Genomic DNA, 25,685 nt, shown 5'->3' with positions numbered 1-25,685 from the left:
TGGACATGGTTTTCTCTCCAGTGCTGACGGTCTGTGGGATCGAGGAGCTGCCCGGCCAGCGCGGCCGAAGCGTCACGCACGTCCTGTCCATCGTCGATCCCGATCTTCCCGAGCTGGAGGCCTTTTCCACCTATGGCGAGCATCACCGCACGACGCTGCGCTTCCACGACATCATCGCCGCCGCGCCGGAGCGCGTGATGCCCCAGCCGGATCATGTCGCCGCGATCCTCAATTTCGGCACGGATTTCCTGGCGCAGCGGGACAAGCAGGCGCAAAGCCACCTGCTCGTTCATTGCCATATGGGAATCTCGCGCTCGACCGCCGCCATGCTGACCTTGATGGCGCAGGCCAACCCGGACGAGGCCGCTGAAAGCCTCTTCGAGCGCCTCGTCGCCATCCGCCCGCAGGCCTGGCCCAACTCGCAGATGGTCGGCTTTGCCGACGAGCAACTCGGCCGCAAGGGCGACCTCACGGCTTCGCTCGCGCGCCACTATGGCCGCCAGATACAGAGCCAACCGAAGTTCACGGAATGGATGAAGACGCTCGGGCGTGAAGCCGAGCTGCAGATGGCGATCCTCGACTGATCGCCCGGGCGACGCTGCCCCGTCCTACTTCGGAAAGCCGTAACGCTCGGTGATCGCCCAGAAAAGCCGGTTTATTTCGCCGAGGGACTGGATGCTTTCGCCGATACGCCCGATTTCCCGGTCGTCGAGCTCCTCGACCTTGCCGTACTTGATCTCCTCCCGGCTGTCGAAGATGCGCATCGACTGCGTGAGGCCGCGGCCGCTGTCGGGGTCGAACGAATAGATGCAGTGATTGTACTTGTTGCGGAGCTTCGATTCTTCCGAGAGCCGGCGCGTCGCCTCGAGAATATCCCGGCGGCAGTCGGCGGGCGTCTTCTGCATCTTCGTCAGCCGTTCGACGAGATCGATGCGCGCGCGCGTCGTGTTGAGGGTGAGGAAAATGACGATTGCCGTCTCCTTGTCGACTTTCGCAAGGCCGGCAATCATGTGGATCAGGAGGCTTTCGGTGTTCGTCCACGTATAGTTGAGCTGACCCAGCAGCAGGAGAACGTCGTGGAACCTGCTAGTCGTCGGCCTTGACCGGGGGATCGCCTTCGTTGTTGTCCGTGCTGCGTGCATGGCTGGCCGCTTCCCTGCTCTTCTGTTCGAAATAAAGCGCAACGACTTCCGTGCGATTGTGCATGCCGAGCTTGGTGATGATGTTGTGGATGTGGATCTTCACCGTGTGTTCGGAAAGGCCGAGCGCGGCTGCGATGATCTTGTTCTGGTTGCCCATCGCGATCCGGACGAGAATTTCCTTTTCCCGCTTGGTCAGCTTGTCGATCGACGACTGCGCCGGCCTTGCAGGCTCCGGCGGAACATATTGCGAGAGGTTGTGCGGCTCCTGGGGCTCCGGCCAGCCTCTTTTCTCGGGCCGGTTGCCGGCCGGCGGAAAATAGGTTCCGCCCTTGAGAACGAGGCGCAGGACCGAAAGGAAGACATCCAGGTTCGTGTTCAGGCCCAGGAGACCGCGCACGATCTGCGGATCGACCGAGCCCAGATGCTCGGGGCCGACCATTTCGGCATCGTCGCCGCTCAGAAAGGCAAGGCGTGCCGCGGTGTGAATCTTTGTGAACTCGGGCCAATAGTCGTCGAGCTGCGACGCCATGCCGGACTCGACCAGGACGAGCTGTACGGGATGGTCGAATTCCTTCAAAGCCAATCTAAGATCCGAGACGGTTTTGACCGAAAGCCAGGGGAAATCGCTCTCTATCGCGGCCACCATCGCATTCGACACAGTGCCCGGGCCACAAATAAAGAGCAATGTTCGGAAAGAATTCATGTTGACCGGGGATGTATTCGTTGAACTGGCTCTCAGGTGATCCTGCAAATTGTGCGCTACGTGCATAAGTTGAGCTCCCTCGCCATTCGATCCGTTGGACTTCAGGGAAGTCGTTTCGAACTTTTTCTTGGGCGAACGGTACGCCATGGAGCAGTAGGTGGGAATAGCTCAAACGAGCTATCGGGGGTGTACAATTGGCTGAGGGAAGGCGAAACAAGGACGAAAAAAGGGAACAAACCGTGATTAAACCCGCATGCCGGGGGGAAATCGGTGGTTCCACCATCCTTACGCGGTAGGCGCATCAATCAACCTACCTCTAATGTTCCTTCCATTACCCACCCTTATCCGCCGATTTACATCTTCCCTGCCAAGTGGCCCTAAATCGAACTGTCACCTTAAAACTTCGTCCGGTTGGGGTCACAGTATGCCCGTTCCAAGGCGAGATCTCGGGTCGGGGGGCGGGAAGACGTTGGCTTAAGGTATTGCGTCGCCGCCGGATTTACCACGCCTCACCATCATGCCTCGTGGAACTGAGAGGAGGCACTCATCAGACATTGCGAAGAAAGGAACAAGCGATCGGCTGCGTGATGCGCATCCGATGGCCACAGTGAACATTTGCGACTTCAACAACCCGCAGGCGATGACTCCAAGGAGATGAATGGAGGCCACGCCGTCGCGGACAAATGTGAGGATGCAGTCATGGTAAAGCAAACTCTTTTCGATCTGTTCGACGACAGCCAGGAACAGCAGCAACAGCAGCAGGAACGGCAGCAGCAGCAGCAGCAGGAAGAGCAGGCCCAGGGACAAGGCCAAGGACAGGGCCAAGGTCAGGGCCAGCACCAGAGCAGCGAATCCTGGAACGGCAATGCCAACGGGAACGGGAACGGCAACCTGAACGGTAACGGCAACCTGAATGGCAATGGCAATCTCAACGGCAATCTCAACGTAAACGAAAACATCAGCACGACCTCAGTCGCCGTGAGCGTCGGCGTCGGGCTGGAAGACTACCTGCCGGAAGACAATGACTTCGCCGATGTCGATATGAAGGACAGCTCCATCGACGGGATGTTCAACATCCGCATCGACGACGTAATGAACGATGCCCTGACGGGCGACGGCAACGACGTCGGCAACGTCTTCAGCCAGGTCGCCAATATCCAGGACAACGACCACCTGCAAAATGCCACGGTCGGCAATTCCGGCAACTTCACCCTGACGCCGACTTCCGACGGCGGCCATGCCATCTCCTCTGACGGCATCGATGCCGGCGGCGGCGGCGGTGACGGCGGCAACGATGCCTATGCCGCCGGCGGCAATGGCGGCAGCGGCGGCGCAGCCCTTGGCGGCTTCGCGTTCGGCGGCGATGGTGCAGGCGGCGCGGCAGCAAGCACGGCCAATGCCGGTGACGGCGACGGCGGCGATTCCACCGGCGGCGACGGCGACAGCGGCAGTGCCGATTCCGGCTCGGCCAGTGGCGGCAACGGCAACGGCGGCAATGGCGGTCGTGGCGGTGACGGCCTCGGGCTCGGCCTGGGTCTCGGCCTCGGCCTCGGCGCCGGCCTTGCAATGGCTGGTGACGGTGCCAGCGGCGGCAGCAACACGGCCGGCAACGGCGGTGACGGCGGCGATGCCGGCGACTCCAACGGCGGCGATGCCTCCGACGGCGGCGACAGCGGTGCTTCCGCCGGCGGCGCGGCAACGACCCTGGCCGGCAGCCTGGGTTTGATCAATCCGCTTTTCGTCGACAACGACGCTGGCAGCGGCGGATCGACCGGAGCTGGTGGCGCCAATAATGCCGGTGACGGCGGCGATCCCGCAGGCGGTGCAGGCGGCGCAGGTGGCGCAGCTTCCGGCGCAGGTGCCGGCGGCGGGGGTGGTGATGCTCTCGGTGCAGGCCTCGGCGCAGGCTTCGGCGAAGGCACCGGCGCTGGCGCCGGTGGTGCCGGCGGGGCTGGCGGAGACGGCGCCGGCGGTGATGCCGCAAGCGGCGACGCCACGAGCGGCGATGCAACGGGCGGCGACGCCTGGGCGACCGGCGGTGCCGGTGGGGCCGCGCTCAGCGGTGCCTGGGCCGACGGCTTCGGCGGCGGCGCGGTCGGTGGCTGGGCCTTCGGCGGCAACGCCGGGAGCGGCGGCGCCGGCGGCAGCGCAACGACCGGTGACGGCGGTGCGGGTGGTGCGGGCGGCACCTGGGGTTCGAGCAACGGCGACGACGGGTTCGTCACCGGTACGAGCTCGGCCTCGACGGACGCCTCCATCGATACGAGCGCCTTCAACCAGGACATCGTCATGGGTGCGAACCTGCAGCAGAATGCAATCGATATGACGATCGTTGGCGGCAACCTGTCCAGCACCACGGTCGGCGACGACATCGACGATGGGACGTAAGACACAGCCCTCCTTCGCGTGAGTTGGCGAAGGCTACGTCAATGGACTGCGCGGGAAATCCGCGCAGTCCTCTTCATCTCTGAAGAACTTGCAGCTGAGTGAGTTGATGGCTGAGGTTCGGGGTCATGGTCATGGACAGGATCACCGAAGAAATTTCCCACTTTATCGGCCTTTTCCATACGATCGTCGAAGACGCGCGCGTGCGCGAAAGCTACACGGATTTCTCCTATCTCGTCGCGAAGGACCATGTGCCGGTGCACCCGCTCTGGCATGCGGATTTCGACGCCTCCTACGATTTGCTCGGCTTCGACCCGAACGTCCGGTACAAGGCGCCCGGCGACGTGATGCCGGTCTTGCCGCCGTCCTACGTGTTCGAAGGCCATTTTCATCCCGCCCCCGTCTTTGAGGGCGGCCACGCCCGCTTCGCCGACGTGCTGGACGAGGATCCGGCAATCCGCGTGGGGCATGCGAAGGCCATCTTCGAGATCGACCCGCCCGGATCGATCGCGAACTATATCATTCAGGCGGCATCGCTCGTCGACGACGACTACTTCAGCGTCGGCGGCAACGGACTGCGTTTCTCTCCCGAAGCTGTCGACAACGCCGACTACCTGCATAAGGCCGAAGACGTCCTTTCCGCGTCTCCGATCGGCGAGCACGAAATCCCCGGCTCCAGCGCCGAACTGATCGCCGTCATCCAGTCGATGACGGCTGAGCTGGAGGCGCTCGTCACCGCCTCCGAGGAGGTAAGCGACGACTTCGTCCTTCAGTCGGAAACCATCGCCGGCGTGTACGTCAACGGCGAACTTGTCGACGAGGCGCCGAAACTGGAGGATTTTCATAAGTTCGACAAACCGGACGACACGCCGGAGACCGAAGACGGGCCGAAATCCAATGCGGTGATCTCGCCGGACGGGTCGATCAAGATCCAGAATTCGGTGGAGGTCGAAGCCGGCGGCAACACCACGGTCAACAATGCCGTCGTGCAGAATCTCTGGGTCGGCGCCAAGGTCACGGCCGCTGTCGGCGATCACGTCGAGATCAACGCCGTCATCCAGGTCAACGCGGTCTGGGACACCGATGCGATCACCGACGCAGTGAAGACCTGGACGCAGGAAAGCCAGCCGAACGAGATATACAATATTGCCACCTTCGAGCGGACAGACCCCATCGGCGACGACGGCGCCGCGCAGACCGCGAAGGGCGGATTCCCGAGCGCATGGGCCGTCGCCGAAATCCAGGGCGACCTGATCATCACGAACTGGCTTCAGCAATACATCTTCATGTCGGACAGCGATATCGGCGTCCTGTCGTCCTCCGGCGTCACGACGAGCGTGATGGCCGGCGGCAACCTGAGCACCAATCAGGTATCGATCTTCGAGATCGGCGCGGCCTACGACCTGATCATCGTCGGCGGCTCGATCTATGACGCGAACATCATTCAGCAGACCAACATCCTCTTCGACAACGACGTCGTGGGCGCGGTCTCGAATTTCGCGACGACGGGCGCCGGCACGATCGCAAGTTCCGGCAACCTTCTATGGAACCATGCCCATATCCAGAACATCGGCAGCGCGGACCGGTTCGACACCCTGCCCTCCGCCTACCTGGACACGGCGCAGGACATGGCGGCGGGAAACATGTCGCTTTCGAACGGGGTGCTGCAGGATCCAGCCTTTGCCGGCCTTGCGGGGCTTCGCGTGCTCTACGTGCACGGCGACCTGGTGAACACGCAGTACATCAAGCAGGTCAGCATCATGGGCGACAACGACCAGATCGCGCTCGCCATGAACGCCGTCGCGCCGCAACCGGGTGCAGATTGGTCGGTTTCTACCGGCGGCAATGCGCTTATCAACAACGCCGCGATCCTCGACCTGGATTCCATCGGCAAGACCTATGTCGGCGGCGGGCAATATTCCCAGGAAACGCTGTTTCAGGCGGGACTGGTCACCGACCAGCCGGAACTCGCCGCCTGCGACCCCGATGCGCTGGTCAACGAGGCGATCGCGTTTCTCGACAATTCGATGCTCGGCGACGACGTGCAGGAGACGAGCACGCCGATCTCGTCCGGGCACGACCATTACGATCAGGGCGACGGGCTGCAACACATGCTTGGATAGAGGGGAAGCACATGGCCGAAATAGGAAGGCGGGCAGAGCTTTCGCCGGCCCGGGATACGGGAGCCGGTCGGCAGCCTGAGAGCGATGACACCTACATGAGACTGGAGCGGGCCGTGGAAGAATGCGTGAAACTGTCGTCCACGAGCACTTTCTCTACATCCGCAAGGCCAGGTCCGGCCCCCAATCCCCAGAAAACCCAGCCAACGCCGCCCGAACAGGTCGTCGTCGCCGATGTCGTCGACATACCGCGCAGCGCGAAGACGGCTGATCCCATCCGCGAAGCCCGCGCCAGGCCAACGGGACGCGACACCCCCCAGGCCAAGGGGCCTGAAGGGATGATCACCATCGACGGCAATACCGGTCCGCTGCGAACCGAGGCCCGGGACTCCGACAAGAAGATGCCGGGCGATACCGGCGGCGGATCCGGGTCGGGAACGGGCGGCGGCACGTTTCACAAACGCCTTCCGCCGGTGGATTTTTCCGCCAGCCTGCGGGCCGGGGTCAAGGCGGTCCGGTTCAACCTGTCGATCGTGATGCTGTTCACCATCGCCAGCAATATCCTCGTTCTGGCCATTCCGGTCTATCTCTTCCAGATATCGGACCGGGTGCTGACCAGCCGCTCCCTCGATACGCTCGTGATGCTGACCATCGTCATCGTCATGGCCGTCATCCTTCAGGCCGCCTTCGATGCCCTGCGCCGCTTCATCCTCATGCGAACCGCCGTGGAAGTGGCCGCCCAGCTCGGGGCGCCCATCCTGAGCGCGGCGGCCCGCGCCTCGCTTCACAGCAACGGACGGGAGTACCAGGTCCTCAACGATCTTCAGCAGGTCCGCTCTTTCCTCGTCTCGCGCACCCTGCTGTCCTTCCTCGATGCGCCGATCGCCCCGCTTTTCGTGCTGGCCGTCTTCCTGATCCATCCCCATCTCGGCTTGATCGTCGTGGTCACGGCCCTGTTGCTGCTGGCCTTCACGCTGTTCAACCAGCGCGTCACGGCAGAACCCTTTGCCGAAGCAAACAGGGACCAGGTGAAGGCCAATCTCCACCTGGAATCCATGTCGCGCAATTCGCAGATCATCAATGCACTGGCGATGATTCCGGAGACCGTGCAGATCTGGGGCAAGGATACGGCCTCCTCGCTCAAGTCGCAGGTCATCGCGCAGGATCGCAACATCGCGATCGCGGCCATTTCCAAGGCCTTCCGCCTGATGACGCAGATCGGCATGCTCGGCTGGGGCGCCTATCTTGCGATCGAGGGGCAGATGACGGGCGGCATGGTCATTGCCGCATCCATCGTCGCCGGCCGCGCGCTCGCGCCGATCGAGGGCGCGATCGAGGGCTGGAACCAGTACAGCCAGTCGCGCGCCGCCTATGGCCGGATATCCGCCCTCCTGAAATCGTCCCCGTTCAATTTCGAGCGCCTCAACCTGCCGAAGCCGCAGGGCAAGCTCGATGTCGAACGGCTGCTCTATGTGCCGCAGGGCACCAAGCGCGTCGTGCTCAACGGCATCTCCTTCTCGCTGCAGCCCGGCGATTCGCTCGCCATCATCGGGAACTCGGGGGCCGGGAAGACCACGCTCGGCAAGATGCTGGTCGGCTCCATCCTGCCGACCTCGGGGAATGTGCGGCTGGATCTCATGGACATCCGCAACTGGGACCAGCGGCAGTTCGGCGAAAACATCGGCTACCTTCCGCAGGACGTCCAGCTCTTTCCCGGCACGATCAAGGCCAATATCGCAAGGATGCGCACGGACGCCTCGGACGAGCAGATATACCGCGCGGCCATGCTGGCGGATGTCCACGAGATGATCGCGAACCTTCCGCACGGCTATGAAACGGTGGTCGCGGCGGACGGCGCTCCGCTTTCCGGCGGGCAGAAGCAGCGGATCGCGCTTGCCCGCGCATTCTTCGGCGATCCCCGCCTGGTCATCCTGGACGAGCCGAATTCGAACCTCGACAATGCCGGCGACGCCGCGCTTCTGCGGGCGCTCCGGCACGCCAAGGAGAACAAGATCACCGTCGCCACGATCACGCAGCGCCCGACATTGCTGAGCACCGTCGACAAGATCCTGCTGCTGGTCAACGGAACCGTCGCCCTGTTCGGCATGCGCACGGACGTGCTCAGCGCCATCGAGGCGCGCGGCATCAGCATCGATACCGGCTCGTTCGGCCATCAGTTGGAATAGGAACCAGATCATGACCGACACTGCCAGATTGCATGATATCGAGTGGTATTCGGAGGTCCCGCGGGCGATCTGGAAACAGACGGTCGCCGGAATGGTGCTGGCGGGCGTCGCCTTCGGCGGGTTCGGCACCTGGGCCGCGACGGCGCCGCTGGCCGCCGCGGTGATCGCCCAGGGCAGCTTCGTGGCGACCGGCCGCAACAAGATCGTCCAGCATTTCGAGGGCGGCATCATAAAGGAGCTGATCGTCAAGGAAGGCGACCAGGTGGTGAAGAACCAGCCGGTCGTGCGCCTCGACGAGACGGCCGCGCTTTCCAGGAAACGCGAGATCTTCCTCCGCCGTGTCCGGCTGGAGGTGACGGCGGCGCGTCTTTCCGCGCAGTCCGAGAACGCGGAGATTATGACCGTCCCGGATTTCGTCGCCGAGTTCAAGCACGATCCTGACGTCGCCGAGATCGTTTTGACGCAGCAGCTCAACTTCAAGGCACAGCGCATCAAGCTCTCCACGGAAATCTCGCTCCTCAAGCAGAATGCAAAGGCGCTGGAATTCCGCGGCGACGGGTACACCAACCAGAAGGAGGCCATCGCTCGGCAGGTCGAATTGCTCAAGGAGGAATATGCGAGCAAGCGCAAGCTGCTGACCAAAGGCCTGTTGCGCGCGACCGAAGTTAGGACGCTGCAACGCGCGATCGTCGACGCGGAAGGGCAGATCGGGCGGCTGGAAGCCGAAATAGCTGAAACCGGAGCCCAACTGCTCAAGGAACAGCGCGAGGTGGCCCAGGCTGAGGACAACTACCGGGAGGATGCGCTCGACCGGCTGCAATCGATCCAGGGCGACCGGGACGCCGCGCGTGAACAGTCACGCGAGGCTGACGACGTCCTGCGCCGCGCCACCATCCTCGCCCCGGTGTCCGGTACGGTCGTGAGGACCTACTACCACACGACCGGCGGGGTGATCGAAAGCGGCAAGGGCATCATGGAGATATTGCCGGCGGGCGTGCCGCTCATCATCGAGGCGAAGATCTCGCGCAACGAGATCGACAACGTCAAGATCGGCCAGATGGCAAGCGTCCGTCTCGTCGCACTGAACCAGCGCACCACGCCCGTTCTTACGGGCTCGGTGTTCTACGTCTCGGCCGACGCGCTGGAAGACAGCAAGGCGGGCCTGACGACCCATGACGTCTACATCGCGCGGATCAACGTTTCGGCCGAGGAGCTCGGACGCGTCAGGGGGTTCTCTCCGCATCCCGGAATGCCGGTTGAAGCCATGATACAGACGCATGAACGAACCTTCCTGAGCTATATCGTAAAGCCGATCACCGACAGCATGTCACGCGCCTTCACCGAACGCTGACAACGCCTTTGGGATACAGCCACCCGGCCCGGACCGGGTGGCTCTTCCGACGGCAAAAAGCGCTGTTCAGAAAACGGGCTCTTCAGCGGTCCGCAAACCATTGCGGCTGAAGGCTCGGCAGGCGCTGGGTTACTTCGACTTCCAGCTGATCGAGGAAGCGATAGCGGCCCCGATACAGGGATCGCTTGTTGGGCTTGATGTCCGCTTCGTCCCGACGTTCGGCGGCCAAGGGCAGGAAATAGAAATAGGGATTATCCAGCACACCGCCGCGATCCTGCCATATGGCATCGTAATCCTGCGCCGTGGCGGTTTTCCCGCCAAAGAACGGATGACGGTCATAGCGCTCGCTGTCGCGCACGCCGAGCAGCCGCTTCACCTCCCAGTGGCGGCAGAGGATCCGGCAGAGTTCGATCAACAGGTCCCGCGGACGAAGGCCATGCGCCGCCTTGGTCAATTGGCGATAAAGCTCCATGGCGTCACTGGTGCTGCGGCCCTGGACCGACCCGATCAGGCAATAGATGCCCATGCTCATGGGGGCCTCCATGAAGGAGAAGGCCAATGAATAGGCGCGAAAATCGTCGACGAACAGGCTGAGCGTGAGGCCGCCTTCGCGAATAAGCCAGAGCGGCTGGTCTATGACGATACGCAGGCCGGGGAAAACCTCATCCAGTGTGGCAAGCACCAGCCTTTCGTCGACTGCGAAGGGAAAGGGACCCTCCAACCCGCCGATGATCCGATAATGATCGCTGATGCAGTGCAACCGTTCCTCGACGCTCCAGCTTGCACACAGATAAGGCCAAAGCAGCGGACCGATCACGGTCTCCGGGCGTTCGCGCGCAATGCGTTGCAACGCCGGCGGCCCCTGGCGAAAAAGAGCCCCGACCTGCGGAGCATGACAAAGGGTAGCGAACAGAAGCCGCACCCGCAATTTGAGATGCCCCATATTCTGCCGGAAGGCGATGCGCGTCAGCGCCCGGCTGACCAGCCCGACCATCCAGACGAAGGACACAACCTTGGTCCAGAAACCAGGGACACTGCCAAGAGCGGGCGGCTGGCTTTGATATCCCGCAGCGACGGCAGGTTCCAGGCTCTCGTCGCTGCTTTCTTCCAAAACGTGAAACGTACCAGTCATCGCAACGACGCCACCTTGCAAAACAACGGGAACAGGGCGCAAGATCGACGGCGAGGTCACGAACCGGTTTTCCGGTTCCGACCGCTCCAACGACCCCACGCACAGGTTTCAGGGACCTTTCTGAAAATCACCGCTCACCGAAGGAAGGCATCCCCCAGTCCGTAAAGGCTTTCCAGCGCGTGGGAAAATAGACTTCCCAATACATATCCCACGGGCCATAATAACAGAATTGCGGCTTCGAAGAAGAGGCTATTTAGCCCATATCGTCTATTTAGGTATAGGATCATCGGTACAGTCGGCAATGCATGCAGGGCAATCGCCCACAACGCACCGTTGAACCCGAAAAGCCAATAACAAACAGGAACGATTGTAAAAAGGCATATTGCCTTGACGATATTTAGAAAACTCAGGTAACGGACTTCGTCCAACGCGATGTAAACCAATGAAAATACTGTAAATCTTGAAACCAACAATCCACAGGACAATATCTGAAGAATGATTGCGGCCCCGGAATATCGATCGTCATAGAGAACATCGATAATCGCCTCACCTGATCCATAGAGGAGACCGGCGCCACCGACGAAGAACATGTCGAACGGCAAACGGAACTTGTAATAGACGCTGCGCAGCATTTCCGGACGTTCGCGCGTCACCTTGCTGAGCGTCGGCGAGGCCACGGAGGTAAACAGGCGGCCGCCAGCGCCCTCGAGGATCGCGACGAGGCTGTAGGCAAGGACGTAGAGACCGAGCGAGGCCTGGCTGATCCAGCCCGCAAGCAACACGCGGTCGCCATTGGACGCGAACACCGAAAAGGTCGACGACAGCATGATCCAACGGCCGAACCGCAGGAGTTCCCCGGTCGCCTTCGGCTCAAGACGGAAACGGTTGGCGTAGCCCGAAATATGCGTGTGGCTGAGGATGGTGAGGACGAGCGAGGAGACCAGCGCGGACGCGACGAAAGACCAGATCGAGCGGGTCAGCCACGCCAGCGCGATCGCGACGATGAGGCCCACGATCTGCGAAAGCATCTCGATGGCCGTCACGCGCCCGAGATCGAGATGGCGGGCGCAGGAGATGAGCTTCGTCGACTGGAAGCCGCCGATGACGGAGGTGAAGGCCACGGTGATGATGATCGAGGGTAGCTCTGTCGATGTATAGACGGACCCGGCCGCGAAGGCCCCCAGCCGGTTCGCCTCGGCGAAGGCAAGCGCAACGGCGATGCAGATAAACCAGATCAGGAAGCCGCGGATCGCCTGCAGCGTCCAGGCCGTATCGAGGAAATCGCGGGAGTCGCCGCTCTTGCTCTGAATGACCGCCTGCCGCAGCCCGATGTCGGACAGCATGAAGATGATGATCTGCACCATGGTCGCGACGGCCATAAGGCCGAACATTTCGGGCACGAGCAGCCGCGTCAGGATGAGATTGCTGAAAATCCGCAGGAACTGGGAGGCGATATAGCCGCCCATGGACCAGCTTGCCGCCTGAAGAATCGGACCCCGAAAACCTCCTCGAGCGGGCGCGGCCGGCGGCTCTTCGGCCACGGAGGCCGGGCTGGAGACGTCAGACTGTTCCCGTGCCTCGTCGCTTGAGGAGTGCTTATCGGCGCCCGTGGTGGAACGTATGACAGACGCCAATCCCTCTCTCCCTATTCCTCATCTACGCGTCCCTTCGCGGGCGGGCGCCATCTCGATGCTCAGGCAGGCTCGCCAAGTCTTCTCGACCGGGCACGAACCTGCGTTTCGCATCCGGCCCCTTCGCCGGGCTCGATACCGGGGACAGGCATTGTCGTTCTGACGCTCGTGGCTATCTTCTCCGCAAGCACCCGCACGTAGGGCTCCAGGACCATGCTGTCGTGGTCGCCGGGAACCTCGTGCACGCTGAGGCTCGGGACATGCGGCGTCCAGCCGTTGTCGGCGAGCAGAATGTTACGGTTCTGCTGCAGGCAGCGCCCGCCGGTGAGGCGGTAATGCACCGCCGGCTTCGGCCGCAGGAGGGTGACCTCCCCGCCATATGGCTTCAGCTCGTAGCAGCGCAGCGCCCGCAGGAACGCGCTTTCGATCCTGCTGTTGTTGAACTGCTCGGGCGCGACATCGCGGGCCTCCGCCAGGCGTTTTTCCCGCTTCTCCGTTTCCCAGCGCCGACGATCGTTCAGCCAGTTGCGGACGAACGCCCCCCTGTGGCGACGTATGTCCTGCAGCTTCATCAGCACGCGGTCGTGCAGATGGAGGGGCGGCTGTGTCGGCAGGGGCGTATCCAGCATTACCAGATGGGAGACTTCTTCTCCCTGCGCCACCAGTTGCTGGGCGATCTCATAGGCGACGATGCCGCCGCCGGAATAGCCCGCCAGGAGATAGGGACCTGCCGGCTGCACGGTCCGGATTTCGGCGATGTAGTCGCGCGCCATCTCCTCGAAGGTTTCATGCGGCTCGTGGTCCCCGTAGAGCCCCCGCGCCTGCAAGCCATAGACCGGCCGGTCGGCACCGAGCGTCAACGCCAGATGCCGCAGATTGAGCACGTTGCCGAACATGCCGGCGCAGACGAACAGCGGAATGCCCACCCTGTTCTTGCCCGGATGCATGAGAACGAGATGGGTGAGCGTGCTCTTGGTGGGCGCCGCTTCGCGCACCTCCGAATCCGCCGCGTCCGTTTCTCCTGCCCCCGGCTTCTGCGCCAGAATGAGATCGGCGCACTGGGCAATGGTCGGCGCTTCGAACAGCACGGAAATCGGAAAGTCGATGCCGTACTGCCCCTTGATCATGCGGAAAAGCCGAACGGCAATCAGCGAGTGGCCGCCCATGTCGAAGAAGCTGTCATGGATGCCGATCTGTCCGACGCCGAGCAACTCCCGCCAATAGCCGGCAAGCGTCTCCTCGACCGGGTTGCGCGGCGCGACATACTCGCTTTCCAGTTCGGGGCGCTCGAAGCCGATGCTTGGCGCGGAAAGCTGCTCCTCGGCCTGCCTTGCGCGGGCGCAGAGCGTTTCTAGGCCGATCGAGCTGAGAATCGGCTGCACTTCGCGCGTGCCGAGCGCCCGCACCAGCGCCTCGAAGCCCTCGGCGGGCAGAATGCCCTGCCGCACCATGGCCTCCAGCTTCAAAAGGGCGGGCGACGGCGGTGGCCGCCGCACCGGGTCCTCCGGCGAACGGATGTCCGCCAGTGATGACGGCTCGGCGAAACTCAGGTCGTGGCCGAGACGGCGGATGACGAAGTTCTTGATGTCGATCAGGATTTCGCCATCCGGCGCGACGATGGTGACGTCGAACGCGGCATAATCACTGCCGAAATCGCTGCTGTCGGCAAGCCGGACCCAGCTCAGGATGCGGGTCGGGAGCGGCTTGGCAACCACGATATGCCCATAGGTGGCGGGCGCCCACAGCACGGACGCCGGATCGTAGTCCGCGATCAGGCCCATCGCAAAGCCGGTCGCAAGATCGAGCAGCGCGGGGTGGATGAGGACGCCGGCCTCGTTGTCGCCCTTGAAGGCGGCCGCCAGCTGCAGCTCGGCCAAAGCTTCCCCGCGCCCGTAGGCGATGGATTTCAACACGCCCCAGCGCGGCCCGAAACGGATGTGATCTTCCTGCGCGGCGCGCAGGCTGCCCCCTGCCTCGGCCATTTGCCAGGTACCACAGCGCGCCATAACCGGAGCGATGTCCCGAACGCGGTGGGTGCCGTCCGGGCTCGCCTTCACCTCCGCCTCGACATATTTCTCGAATCCGCCGCCCTCGCGCGCCGCCGTCAGGAGGACGCGATATCCTTCGGGAAGCTGCACATAGCGCAGCCGGATCGTCCGGGTCTCGCCGTCGTTCACGACGAGCGGGCGCAGAAAGACCAGATCCTTGATCTCCAGCGCGCCGGGCAGGTCGTATTCCCGCGCGGCCTGCGCGATAAGATCGACATAGGCCGCGCCGGGCATGACAGACTGGCCGGAAACGAGCCGGTGTTCGTCCAGTACCCAATGGGTCCCCGGACCGACCACGGCTTCCAGCCACGGCACGCCGTCCGCATCCTCCACCCAGTGCTGGAAGAACGGTCCCTTCGCCGCGCCGGATACCGGCAGGGCGGCACCTGCGGCAGGCGCCGCATGCGACGCGCGCGCGGCGATCCCCACCTCGTTCCAGATGCCCCAGTGAACGGCGACCGTCCGCCGGTCCGTCCTGTGCGCCCGGCTTTCGGCATAGGCATTGAGATAGGTATTGGCGGCGACATAGTCCGCCTGCCCGGCCGGCGCGATATCGGTACTGGTCGAGGAAAACAGGATGACGAAATCCAGGGCGACCTTTTCGAAGGCCGCATCCAGGACCGTCGTGCCGAGCGCCTTGGGCGCCAGCACGCGCTCGATGCGGTCCTCGGACTTGGACTGCATGAGGTCGTCGTCCACCATGCCGGCGGCGTGGAAGACACCGTTGATTTCGCCGAACCGCGCCAGCGCCTTTTCGACGACGTCCTCCATATCCTGCGGATTGGTGACGTCGCCCGTGAGGTAGAGGACCTGCGCACCCTTCGCCTCCAGCCGGCGGATGACGGAGGTCGCGCGGCGCACAGCGTCGTAGCCATGCAGAAGATCATAGGCCTGCCATTCGCCGCGCGGCGGAAGACGGGTGCGTCCGACGAGCACGAGCCTTGCCTTGAAGCGCTCCGCCAGTTCATTCTCCATGACGAAGGCGAGGTCGCCGAGGCCGCCCGTGAAGAGATAGACGCCCTTCTCCCGGAACATCGCCTCGCCGCCGGCGCCATCCTGCAATGGCAGCCTGTCATGGACGCGCAGCCAGCGGCGATCCTTGCGATAGGCAATCACTTCCGATGCCGGCACTGCTAGCAGGTCGTCCCAAAGGGTTTCGGCAAGCGGTCGGCCGTTCCGGTCCGGCCGGTCGCGGCGCTTATTTCTCCATCGGTCGATGAAGGACTGCCTTTCGGCGGGCTTGTCCAGTTCGGCATCGACGAACCTGACCGTCACGCCCGGCATCTCCCTGGGCATGACGAGGCCGGGGCCGAGCACGGTGGCCTTTTCGGGATAGGCAAGCCCCTCGTCCGCCACGCGCTGCATGCCGTTGGTCACGACGGTGACATGCAGGTCGTCGGCCGTCGCGACGCCACCCAGCGCCTGCGCGAGATGCAGCAGACTGTAGAAGCCGCATTCCTGATTGCGGTGGAAGAAGTTCGAGCCGGGACGGAAGCTTTCCGTTTCCGTCAGCAGCCACATATGGACGATGCGGCTCGGCAGGGCGCCATCGGCCGCCAGCCCGGAGAAGAGCGCATCGTAACCCGCCCTTCCCGCTTCCGCGCACAGCACGTAATGATCGGCATCACGCCGGAAAAAGGCGTCGCCGAGGGAAACCGTGACGGCGCGATGCCCAAGCCCGCGCAGCCGCTCGGCCAGTTGCGCACCGACGCCGGCTTCGTCGAGGAAGAACAGCCATGTGCGGATCGTCGCCTCGGCCCCGCTGACATAGTCGGCAAGCGCCTGTTTCCAGGCCGGCCGGTAGCCCCAGCGGGTCATGTCCGCTTCCTTGATGACGGGCTTTTCGTCCGCATCCTGCGACCCCGTGCTTGCGGTCCTTTCGATGAAGTAGCGCCGGTGCTGGAACGGATAGGTCGGCAGCGTCACCAGATTGGGCTTGTGCCTTTCGATGAGGCGGGACACCGCGGCGGGAAGGCCCGTCGCCCAGGCACGCCCGAGCGCGCAGGTGAAATGCTGCCGGTCGTCGCAGTCTTCATCCGGGTGCGGCAGGCTGTTGATGATCCGGTTCGTTTCGATGCTGCCCTGCGCCTTGGCGAGCGAGGAGAGTACGCGTCCCGGCCCCACCTCGATATAGATGTGTCCCGCCCTTTGCCCGAGCGTTTCCATGCCCTTGGCAAACAGCACCGTCGAGCGCAGGTGAAGCGCCCAATAGGAGGGATCGGTGGCCTCTGCCGCCGTCAGCCAGCCGCCGCTGCGGTTGGAAATGATCGGGATGGCCGGCGCATGCAGGGAAATGCTGCGCAGGAAGGCCTCGAAGCGCGGCAGGATCGTATCCAGCATGCGCGAATGCGCCGCGATATCGATGGGGATGCGGGACGCCTCCACGCCGCGTTTTTCAAGGCTGGCACGGAAAGCTTCCAGATCGCCGTTGCGGCCCGACACGACGCAAAGGCCCGGGGCGTTCACGGATGCGACGTCGAGTTCGGGCGGCAGCAGCGCCAGCAGGCTTTCATGGTCCATCGGAACGCTGAGCATCCCGCCCGGTTCGATGCTGTCGAAAAGCTCGCCGCGGAGGCGCACCAGCCGCACGGCATCGCGCAAGCTCATCACGCCGGCGACGCAGGCCGCCGCGTTCTCCCCCATCGAATGGCCGTGAAGGGCGACCGGCGCGACGCCCCAGGACATCCACAGGCGGGCGAGCGCGATTTCGAGGATCAGGATCGCGGGCAATTGCACCGAGGGCTGTTGAAAGGCCTTGGCAGCGTCCGCACCGCCCGCGCCGAGCCAGACGGAACGGATTTCCTCCGCCGCTTCGGGCGGAAGATAGGACAGCCCCTCGTCGATGGTGGCACGGAAGGCGGCGTCCCCCTGATAGAGGCATCGGGCCATGCCCGTGTGCTGGGCGCCACCGCCGGGGAACAGGAAGACCGCACCCGCATTGGCTTCGACCGGCGAATGCACGAAGGCGCGCTTGGATTTAGGATCGGAAAGGATTGCGATCGCCTCCTCCCGGTTGCCGGCCGCCAGCACCATGCGATGCTCGAAATGCCGGCGGCCGGAAAACAGCGTGTGGGCGACATCGCCGAGCGCGATATCCGGCTCGTCCGAAAGCCTCGTGGCCAATTGCCCGGCAGCCTGTTCCACCGCCTTGCGCTGGCGGGCGGAGAGAAACAGCAGCAGCGGTTCTTCCGCCGCCGCCCGGCGGATCTGGCGAGCGGGCGCCTGTTCCAGGATGATATGGGCATTGGTGCCGCCGACGCCGAGCGAATTGACCGCCGCCCGCCGCGGACCGCTCCCGGCGGGCCATTCGGTCAGCCTGTCGGCCACCAGGAAAGGGCTGGCCTCGAAATCGATGGCCGGAATGGGTTTTTCGAAACCCAGCGTGGGCGGGATTTCCCCATGCTTGAGCGCCAGCGCCGCCTTGATCAGGCCGACCACGCCGGCCGCCGTATCGAGATGCCCGATATTGGTCTTGACGGAGCCGACACGGCAGAAACCGGTCCGTTTCGTGCTCTGCCGGAAAGCCTCCGTCAGGGCCTGGATCTCGATCGGATCGCCGATGGCCGTGCCGGTGCCGTGGCATTCGACATACTGGATGGAATCCGCCGAAATACCGCCGAGCGCCTGCGCCTCGATGATCGCCTCCGCCTGTCCCGTCACGCTCGGCGCCAGATAGCCGGCCTTGTTGCCGCCGTCGTTGTTGATCGCCGAACTCTTGATGACCGCATGGATGACGTCGCCGTCGGCGAGCGCATCCGCCAGACGCCGCAGGACGACGATGCCGACGCCGCTGCCGAACACGGTTCCGGCGGCGCGATGGTCGAAGGCGCGGCAATGGCCATCGGGCGAAAGAATCTCACCCTCCTGGTAGAGATAGCCTCTGGCATGCGGGAACTCGACGGTCACACCGCCCGCCAGCGCCATGTCGCATTCGCCGTTCAGCAGGCTCTGGCTGGCGTAATGGATGGCGACGAGCGATGTGGAGCAGGCCGTCTGGACGTTGACGCTCGGGCCGCGCAGGTTGAACGTGAAGGACGCGCGCGTCGCCAGGAAGTCCTTGTCGTTGCCGGTATGGCGCAGCAGGAACATGCCGACCTGGTCGACGAGCTGGCGGTTGCTGCAGACGTTGAAATAAAAGTAGCTGCCCATGCCGCAGCCGGCAAAGACGCCGACGGGGCCGTTGCTCCTGTCCGGCGTCCGGTTGGCATCCTCCATCGCCTCCCAGGCGCATTCGAGGAATTGGCGGTGCTGCGGGTCCATGATCGCGGCTTCCTTCGGGCTGAGACCGAAGAAATCGGCGTCGAACTGGTCCATGTCGGGCAGGTCCGCCGTGCGGCGCACATAGTTCGGATGATGGATGCGGTCCGGCGCCTCGCCCGCCTGGGCAAGCTCGTCCGGTGTAAGGCTGCGGATGGATTCCACGCCATCGCGCAGATTGCGCCAGAATTCCCCGACATTGCGGGCTCCCGGCACACGCAACGCCATGCCGACGACCGCGATGTCGCTGATGGTATCCTGACCTGAACTGTCCAGCATGTTACTCGACCGCCGAACTGCCGCGGGTATTCTTGATGAACCACCGCCAGCTTGCGGCCCCCTCTTTCGTGACCGGATTCATAGAAAACCTGTGCGGCAGGAGACCTGCTGCAGTCTTCGATTGTGACCTGCAACTGCACAAGCACAATTACGTCTTTCGGTCAGCGGGCGGGGTGCGTGCTACTCCCAAAGAAAGGGGGGGCGTATCGCTCTCCTCCCATCCTCTTGGCGGGCTAAACCTTATGCGCAGGGTCGTGCATGTTGATCTTTCCACCGTCGGAAGATTTCATCGAAACGATCATGTTTCAGGCTTTGGATGGTGACAGAGATGACAAAGCTGACCTGCGCCGTGATCGGCGACGAGTTGCTGCTGGCGCAATGCGCGCAAACCCTCCTTTCTCGCGGGCACGCCATCGCGGTGGTCGTGACCGCCAGCCCGAGGGTCCGCCAATGGGCGACGGAAAAGGCGATCCCCACCATCGAGCCCGGCAGCGATCTTGCCGACCGCCTTGGCCCATTCCAGTATGACTGGCTTTTCAGCATCGCCAACCTGCGGCTCGTGCCCGAAGCCGTCTGGCGCAAGGCGCGCTGCGGAGCGGTCAATTTCCACGACGGCCCGTTGCCGGAGCTTGCAGGTCTCAACACGCCGAGCTGGGCGATCCTCAAGGGTGCGACAAGCCATGGCGTCCGCTGGCACGCCATCACCGCCGGCATCGACGAGGGGGACATATACGCCTCGCAGGAATTCGACATCGGCCCCGACGAGACGGCGCTGACGCTCAACACGAAATGCTTCGAGGCCGGCATTGCGACCTTCAACACCATGCTCGCCGATCTCGAACATGGCATGCCGGCCCCGCGCCGGCAGGACACCGCCGGGCGCGCCTATTTCGGGCGGCACGACCGCCCCTCTCCGCTCCTGCGCCTCGACCGGCCGGCCGAAGAGCTTTCCCGCCTCGTGCGGGCGCTCGACTTCGGCCCGGGCTACATCAACCGGCTGGTGCTCCCCAAGCTACGCGCCGGGGCGGACCTGTTCACGATCACGCGGCTGCGGGTTCTCGACGCCTGCGCCGAGGCACCGGGAACGGTCATCTCGACCGGCGCGGACGAGGCGGTTATCGCGACGGCGGACAAGGCCATTTCACTAGAAGGCAGGCTTCGCAGGGGGAACGACATCGTCTCGCTCTCCTCCGTCGTCGCTCCGGGCATGAGGCTTCCGATCCCCGACGAAGCCGAGGTCGAGGCCCTGACCGCCGCCATCGCCATCGTGGTGCCGCATGAGGCCGCTCTCCGGCGGTCGCTGGAGACCCCAGAGGATGTCGACCTCAACGACGTGAAGGCACACGATCCGGCCGTCGCGCCGCAAATCCGCAGCATGCCCCTGCCCTTGCCGGCGGGAATGGACACGGCAGCGCGCACCGCACTGCTCGCCGCGCTGCTCGTTCGGCTGACGGGACAGAAAAAATTCGATCTCGCCTATACCAGCGACGAAATCCTCGACCTCTGCGCCCGACATCCCGGCCATTTCGCTGGCTCCACACCCTTGCGCGTCGAGGCCGCCGAGGGCGTTATGGTCGCCGACTTCAAGAATGCCGTGCAGGATGCCCTCGACAAGGCGAGGACGCGGAAAACCTGTCTCGGCGACATCGTGGAACGTTATCCGCACCTGCGGGAGCCGCGCCTTTCCGTCGGCATCATGGATGGTGAAAGTGCCAATGGCAGCGAGCCACTGGGCACATGCGCCCTCGTCTTCCACTTCGGCGCGGAAGGCAGCCGACTTGTCTATGACGCCACCCGTCTCAGCGAAGAGCGGGTAGCGGCCCTTGCGCGGCGTCTCGGCGTTCTCGCCGCACATTTCGACGAGGGCTCCACGCAAATAGCCGAACTGCCGCTTCTGTCATCGGAAGAACGGCAGAAAATCCTCTACGACTGGAACAGCACGGACTGCACCTATGAGCGCACCGCCTGCGTGCATGGCCTGATCGAACGGCAGGTCGATCGCATGCCCGAGGCGGCCGCCCTCTGCTTCGGTGACCGCTCCCTGACCTATCGCGAAATGGATGAACGGGCGAACCGCATCGCCCATGCGCTCATCGCGCGCGGCGTAGGGCCGGATGTCCCGGTAGGGCTGCACCTGCCGCGCTCACCCGATCTCGTGATCGGCGCGCTGGCGATCCAGAAGGCGGGCGGGGCCTATGTGCCGCTCGATCCCGATTTCCCCGCGGACCGGCTCGCCTTCATGGTCAAGGATTCCGGCGCGAAGATCGTGCTGACCGAGCGCAGCCATGCCGGTTTCGCGGCGCTTTCCGGCGTGGATACGCTCTGCATCGAGGACGTGCTGGCAAGCGAGCGGCGGACAGAGCGTCCCGCGGGCGGCGCGGCGCCGGAGAACCTTGCCTATGTGATCTACACGTCCGGCTCGACGGGCCTGCCGAAGGGCGTGATGGTCGAGCATCGCAACGTCGTCAATTTCTTCGCCGGTATGGACGAGCGCATCGCGCGTGGCGGCGATCGTCAGGACGTATGGCTGGCGGTAACCAGCCTCTCCTTCGACATCTCGGTCCTGGAACTCTTCTGGACGCTGGCGCGGGGCTTCAAGGTGGTCGTCCACGTCAACGAGGCAAGCCGCGGCAAGGCGGCGCGCTCGCCCCGCACCGCCGCCGGCAGGCCCATGGACTTTGGCCTGTTCTACTGGGGCAACGACGCGGGTGCGGGCCCGGCGAAATATCGCCTGCTGCTCGAAGGCGCGAAGTTCGCCGACCGCAACGGCTTGCAGTCCGTCTGGACGCCCGAGCGGCATTTCCACGCCTTCGGCGGCCCCTATCCGAACCCTTCCGTCACCGGCGCGGCCGTGGCCGCCGTGACGAGCAACCTTTCGATCCGCGCCGGCAGCTGCGTCCTGCCGCTGCATCATCCCTTGCGCGTCGCCGAGGAATGGGCGGTCATCGACAATATCAGCAACGGCCGCGTCGCCCTTGCCTTCGCCTCCGGCTGGATGCCCGAGGATTTCGTGTTGCGCCCCGAAAACGCCCCGCCGCACAACAAGGCGAGCATGATCCGCGACATAGAAACGGTGCGCAAATTGTGGCGCGGCGAAAGTGTCGATTTCGATTTCGGCACCGGCCAGGTCGGCGTCGTCACCCAGCCGCGTCCCGTCCAGAAGGAATTGCCGATCTGGCTGACGACGGCGGGCAATCCGGAAACCTATCGGGAAGCCGCCCGCCTAGGCGCCAATGTCCTGACGCATCTTCTCGGCCAGTCCATCGACGAGCTGGCGGACAAGATCCGCATCTACCGTGAAACGCTCGTCGAGGTCGGGCGCAACCCGGCGAACCATAGCGTCACCGTCATGCTGCACACGCTTCTCGGGGATGACCGGGAGGAGGTGCGCGAACTGGCGCGCGAGCCGATGAAGGACTACCTGCGCAGCGCCGCCGCGCTCATCAAGCAATATGCCTGGGCCTTCCCCGCCTTCAAGAAGCCGCAGGGCGTTTCCCAGCCGATGGACATCGACCTCCAGTCGCTGGCGCCGGAGGAGATGGACGCCATCCTCGAATTCGCGTTCCTGCGCTATTTCGAGGACAGCGGCCTGTTCGGCACCGTGGAGGATGCAAGAACGCGCATCGAGCAGATGGCGGCCATCGGCGTGGACGACATCGCCTGCCTGATCGATTTCGGCCTGCCGTCCGATGTCGTGCTCGAACGGCTGGAACCGCTGGCACAGGTGGTCAGAGACGTCCGCGCGCCGCGCCATGAGGACGCGGAGGCCGCTGTGCCCCTGTCGGAGCAGATCGGCAGGCATGGCGTGACCCACCTGCAATGCACGCCCTCCATGGCGCGCATGTTCATGATCACGCCGGAGGATCGCAAGGCGCTGGGTGGGGTGGAACACCTGTTCATCGGCGGCGAGGCGTTGCCCGGCTCGCTGCTGGCGGAACTGGCCGATGTCACCGATGCCGACGTCGAGAACATGTATGGGCCGACCGAGACGACCATATGGTCGTCCACCGGTACGGCGAAGCCGACGGACGGCGTCGTGCCGCTCGGCAGGCCGATCGCCAACACCCAGCTCTACGTGCTGGACGAAGCGCGAAACCCGGTTCCGCCAGGCACGCCTGGAGAGCTTTACATCGGCGGTGACGGGGTGACCCGCGGCTACCTCAATCGTGCGCAGCTGACCGCCGAGCGCTTCCTGCCCAACCCCTTCGCACCCGGCCGCATCTACCGCACCGGCGACCTCGTGCGCTTCACCGATGACGGGCAGTTGCAATTCCTCGGCCGGGCCGACCATCAGGTCAAGGTGCGCGGCTACCGTATCGAGCTTGGCGAGATCGAGGCGAAGATCGCCGCCTTCCCCGGCATTCTCGAAACGGTGGTGATGTCGCGGGAGGACAAGGCGGGCGACGTGCGTCTCGCGGCCTATCTGCGCACCGCATCGGGCACCGTCGATGACGAAGCCCTGCGGCAGCATCTGGCGGCGTCTTTGCCGGACTACATGATCCCCGGCCATTTCATCACGCTTGCGGAATTCCCGCTGACGCCGAACGCCAAGGTGGACCGCAAGCAGCTTCCGAGGCCCGAGGATGTCAGCAAGGCATCGACGGCGGCGATCTTCACCCCACCCACCGATGCCTTGCAGCAAACGATTGCCGAGACCTTCCGGCGGGCGCTCGGGCTTGAGCGCGTCGGCATTTTCGACAGCTTCTTCGCGCTTGGCGGCCATTCGCTGCTCGCCGTCCAGGTCCATCGCGACCTGAAGGCGAACGTCGCGCCTGACCTCACCATCACCGACATCTTCCGCTTCCCGACCGTATCGGCGCTCGCCGCCCATCTTTCCGATCGCGGCAAAGCCAGCGAAGAACTCAGCAAGGTCGCGGATCGCGCCGCCATGCGCCGCAACGCGCTCGGTCAGCGCCGTGCGGATCAGCAGCGCATCCGCGATATGGTGTGACATGCTGCTAAAGGGTATGTTCTCCGCGGCAATCCGCACGGACGAGCGTGAGATCGCCGCCGTGGAGGGAACGCCGTTTCCGGAAGAAGAGATCGCCATGGCGGGCGCCATCGCGCGCCGTCGCCATGAATTCGCAACGGGCCGGGCCTGTGCGCGCGATGCCATCGGGCAACTCGGCCGGCCGCCGATGCCGCTGCCGATGGGCAGAGACCGGGCACCCCTCTGGCCGGACGGCCTTGTCGGCAGCATCAGCCACAGCCGTTCCCATTGCGCGGCGGCGGCGGCCCTGCGATCCGACGGTTTCCTTGCGCTTGGCCTCGATATCGAGGAGGCCGAGCCGCTGGACGAAGACTTTGCCGAGGAAATCTGCACGCCGCAGGAACGCGCCTGGCTGGCCGGGCAACCCTCCCACCACCGCGGCCTGCTGCTGAAGGCGCTCTTCAGCGCGAAGGAATGCGCCTACAAATGCCAGTATGCGCTCAGCGGCGCCCTGCTCGATTTCCAGGATCTCGCGGTCGATATGGATCTCGGCGAGGAGCGCTTCACGGCACATTTCCTGAGAGATGTACCGCCCTTCAGGCGCGGCGACCGCCTGGCCGGCCGCATTCGCCTACGGAGCGCCCACATCGTGTCGGCGATGTCGATCGCCTGAACAGCGCTTCCGGCCTATCCCGGCCGTTTCGGCCGCCCGACGAGTTCGCCCGTGAACAGCATAAGCAGCGGCAATACCGAGGACGCATAGCGGTGCCAGAGGCGCGCGGGATCGGACAGGAGCCGGTGCATCCATTCAAGCCCCACCCGCCGCATCCAGAGCGGCGCGCGTCTCTTCGATCCCACCAGGAATTCCAGTGCGGCGCCGACGCAGAAGGCCGTTCCGCTCGCATCCGGCCGCAAGGCGAGCGCGGAAGCGATCTTCTCCGATTGCGGCGAACCGATGCAGATGAAGATGAATCGCGCCTCGTCGCCGGCGACGAACTCCACGCAATCGCGCAACGCCTGCTCATTGGTGAGGACGCCCGAAGGCGGCACGAAAGAGCGGAACCGGATGCCGGGATAGGTCCGTTCCAATGCCCGCATCAGGGCCTGATTGGGGGCGATGACGCTGATGACGTCGCCGCTCTCGATCACTGACCTGAACAGGGTAGCGGTCAGGTCGGACCCCGTCACCAGCGGCAGCCGGACGGAAACGAGGCGGCCGAGCGCCGCGATCGGCCGGCTGTCGCACAGGGACAGCCAGGCCTTGTCATAGTATCGGCCCAGTGTGCGATCCTTGTTCAGCCGCACGACATGATCGACATTGGGTGTCACCACGTAGCGGAAGCGGACGCCCGGGCCCGAGGCCTTGAGGAGATCCACGACGGTTTCGGACGTGAGCGGATCGAAGGGCGCGCCGAGGAACGAGATGCGCTCCCGTTTACCGGAAAACGCCATGGCATGCGGATGCGTCTCTACGATTGCCATCAACCAGACTCCCCGACCTGCGGCCCGCCGCCGCGTTCG

General features: G+C 64.1%; 13 protein-coding genes. 7 read left to right on the top strand and 6 right to left on the bottom strand.

Annotation, left to right across the window (positions count from 1 at the left end; all coding sequences use genetic code 11):
* Positions 1–5 precede the first annotated feature (5 nt).
* Positions 6–584, top strand: a complete 579-nt coding sequence (locus Q9316_RS22440) for a tyrosine phosphatase family protein (protein WP_371878050.1) — start codon at positions 6–8, stop codon at positions 582–584.
* Positions 585–608: 24 nt separating this feature from the next.
* On the opposite strand, the gene Q9316_RS22435 is transcribed toward Q9316_RS22440, so the two are convergent.
* Positions 609–1,142 carry a hypothetical protein gene (locus Q9316_RS22435; RefSeq protein WP_306035530.1) on the bottom strand — a complete coding sequence of 178 codons (534 nt, stop codon included), beginning with the start codon at positions 1,140–1,142 and terminating at the stop codon, positions 609–611.
* Entirely contained in the window at positions 1,087–1,911 is an 825-nt protein-coding gene (locus tag Q9316_RS22430; protein WP_306035529.1) for a response regulator transcription factor, read from the bottom strand. Before Q9316_RS22430 ends, Q9316_RS22435 begins: the two co-directional genes overlap by 56 nt.
* 633 nt (positions 1,912–2,544) lie before the next feature.
* Here Q9316_RS22430 and Q9316_RS22425 point away from each other — a divergent pair.
* The 4 genes from Q9316_RS22425 (at position 2,545) to Q9316_RS22410 (ending at position 9,887) form a co-directional block, all read left to right on the top strand.
* Entirely contained in the window at positions 2,545–4,233 is a 1,689-nt protein-coding gene (locus Q9316_RS22425; protein WP_306035528.1) for a hypothetical protein, read from the top strand.
* Positions 4,234–4,364: 131 nt separating this feature from the next.
* Positions 4,365–6,353, top strand: coding sequence for a hypothetical protein (locus Q9316_RS22420; protein ID WP_306035527.1), 1,989 nt, complete (start codon positions 4,365–4,367; stop codon positions 6,351–6,353).
* 95 nt (positions 6,354–6,448) lie between these two features.
* Positions 6,449–8,536, top strand: a complete 2,088-nt coding sequence (locus Q9316_RS22415; protein ID WP_443096514.1) for a type I secretion system permease/ATPase — start codon at positions 6,449–6,451, stop codon at positions 8,534–8,536.
* A gap of 10 nt (positions 8,537–8,546) precedes the next feature.
* Entirely contained in the window at positions 8,547–9,887 is a 1,341-nt protein-coding gene (locus tag Q9316_RS22410) for an HlyD family type I secretion periplasmic adaptor subunit (RefSeq protein ID WP_306035525.1), read from the top strand.
* 82 nt (positions 9,888–9,969) lie between these two features.
* On the opposite strand, the gene Q9316_RS22405 is transcribed toward Q9316_RS22410, so the two are convergent.
* The 3 genes from Q9316_RS22405 to Q9316_RS22395 form a co-directional block, all read right to left on the bottom strand.
* Entirely contained in the window at positions 9,970–11,079 is a 1,110-nt protein-coding gene (locus tag Q9316_RS22405; RefSeq protein ID WP_306035524.1) for a VirK/YbjX family protein, read from the bottom strand.
* Between the two features lie 74 nt (positions 11,080–11,153).
* Positions 11,154–12,653, bottom strand: coding sequence for an oligosaccharide flippase family protein (locus Q9316_RS22400; protein ID WP_306035523.1), 1,500 nt, complete (start codon positions 12,651–12,653; stop codon positions 11,154–11,156).
* Between the two features lie 59 nt (positions 12,654–12,712).
* On the bottom strand, positions 12,713–19,234 hold the full coding sequence (locus tag Q9316_RS22395; RefSeq protein ID WP_306035522.1) for a type I polyketide synthase: 6,522 nt from the start codon (positions 19,232–19,234) through the stop codon (positions 12,713–12,715).
* Positions 19,235–19,562: 328 nt separating this feature from the next.
* On the opposite strand from Q9316_RS22395, the gene Q9316_RS22390 reads away from it, so the two are divergent.
* Entirely contained in the window at positions 19,563–24,185 is a 4,623-nt protein-coding gene (locus tag Q9316_RS22390) for a MupA/Atu3671 family FMN-dependent luciferase-like monooxygenase (protein ID WP_306035521.1), read from the top strand.
* Between the two features lies 1 nt (position 24,186).
* On the top strand, positions 24,187–24,837 hold the full coding sequence (locus Q9316_RS22385; RefSeq protein ID WP_306035520.1) for a 4'-phosphopantetheinyl transferase family protein: 651 nt from the start codon (positions 24,187–24,189) through the stop codon (positions 24,835–24,837).
* A 14-nt stretch (positions 24,838–24,851) separates the two neighbouring features.
* On the opposite strand, the gene Q9316_RS22380 is transcribed toward Q9316_RS22385, so the two are convergent.
* A complete protein-coding gene (locus tag Q9316_RS22380) occupies positions 24,852–25,646 on the bottom strand; it encodes a WecB/TagA/CpsF family glycosyltransferase (protein ID WP_306035519.1) in 795 nt (264 codons plus the stop codon).
* Between the last annotated feature and the right edge of the window lie 39 nt (positions 25,647–25,685).

Source organism: Shinella zoogloeoides, from assembly GCF_030733845.1.
GTDB classification, from domain to species: domain Bacteria; phylum Pseudomonadota; class Alphaproteobacteria; order Rhizobiales; family Rhizobiaceae; genus Shinella; species Shinella zoogloeoides_C.
The sequence above is the reverse complement of the archived record's forward strand: the minus strand, read 5'-3'. Positions and strand labels throughout refer to the sequence as shown.

What these genes read in the sequence shown, in the direction of transcription:
- Q9316_RS22390 (WP_306035521.1), top strand. Translation starts at nt 19,563, where the DNA reads ATGACAAAGCTGACCTGCGCCGTGATCGGCGACGAGTTGCTGCTGGCG.
- Q9316_RS22380 (WP_306035519.1), bottom strand. Translation starts at nt 25,646, where the DNA reads ATGGCAATCGTAGAGACGCATCCGCATGCCATGGCGTTTTCCGGTAAA.
- Q9316_RS22440 (WP_371878050.1), top strand. Translation starts at nt 6, where the DNA reads ATGGTTTTCTCTCCAGTGCTGACGGTCTGTGGGATCGAGGAGCTGCCC.
- Q9316_RS22430 (WP_306035529.1), bottom strand. Translation starts at nt 1,911, where the DNA reads ATGCACGTAGCGCACAATTTGCAGGATCACCTGAGAGCCAGTTCAACG.
- Q9316_RS22425 (WP_306035528.1), top strand. Translation starts at nt 2,545, where the DNA reads ATGGTAAAGCAAACTCTTTTCGATCTGTTCGACGACAGCCAGGAACAG.
- Q9316_RS22385 (WP_306035520.1), top strand. Translation starts at nt 24,187, where the DNA reads ATGCTGCTAAAGGGTATGTTCTCCGCGGCAATCCGCACGGACGAGCGT.
- Q9316_RS22435 (WP_306035530.1), bottom strand. Translation starts at nt 1,142, where the DNA reads ATGCACGCAGCACGGACAACAACGAAGGCGATCCCCCGGTCAAGGCCG.
- Q9316_RS22395 (WP_306035522.1), bottom strand. Translation starts at nt 19,234, where the DNA reads ATGCTGGACAGTTCAGGTCAGGATACCATCAGCGACATCGCGGTCGTC.
- Q9316_RS22415 (WP_443096514.1), top strand. Translation starts at nt 6,449, where the DNA reads ATGAGACTGGAGCGGGCCGTGGAAGAATGCGTGAAACTGTCGTCCACG.
- Q9316_RS22420 (WP_306035527.1), top strand. Translation starts at nt 4,365, where the DNA reads ATGGACAGGATCACCGAAGAAATTTCCCACTTTATCGGCCTTTTCCAT.
- Q9316_RS22410 (WP_306035525.1), top strand. Translation starts at nt 8,547, where the DNA reads ATGACCGACACTGCCAGATTGCATGATATCGAGTGGTATTCGGAGGTC.